Origin of the sequence: Providencia rustigianii DSM 4541, from assembly GCF_000156395.1 — a bacterium.
Taxonomy (GTDB): Bacteria; Pseudomonadota; Gammaproteobacteria; order Enterobacterales; family Enterobacteriaceae; genus Providencia; species Providencia rustigianii.
In genome coordinates this window covers 1101-1471 of the sequence record NZ_GG703837.1, presented here as the reverse complement: position 1 = coordinate 1471, position 371 = coordinate 1101, and the positions used below count along the sequence as shown (strand labels likewise).

The window sequence follows — 371 nt, the reverse complement described above, 5'->3', positions numbered from 1 at the left end:
GGTACGACGAATGACACGCGAGCCAATAGGCGTGATTAAAATATCTCTGACTGACTGGCGGATATGCTCAATATCTGAAATCGCCGTGCCGTCGATTCGACTCATGCCCTGATATTTCATTGCGTCCCCTCTGTTCGGCTACCACCACGCTGCACACCGCCGTGACTGTGATCATCAACAACAACGCCATTTGATGAAAACTTGCCGCCTTTATGCGTAATATCACCGGTCATTTCTCCGCCCTTGGTTACGTTCAACGTGGCGCACGTTAAATTATCCGAGCAAATAACAGTTGGAGTATTGAGTTTGATTTGCTTAGCGGCATCAACGATAACCACTTGCGTTATCGCGCTAACTTGCTCACTGGCTTC

At 48.5% G+C, this 371-nt stretch carries 2 pseudogenes; both read right to left on the bottom strand.

Annotated features, from left to right (window positions below):
- Positions 1–120: pseudogene (locus PROVRUST_RS20270) on the bottom strand (GPW/gp25 family protein); the annotation flags it as partial.
- A pseudogene (locus tag PROVRUST_RS18815) lies at positions 117–371 on the bottom strand (phage baseplate assembly protein V); the annotation flags it as partial. The pseudogenes PROVRUST_RS20270 and PROVRUST_RS18815, both read right to left, overlap by 4 nt.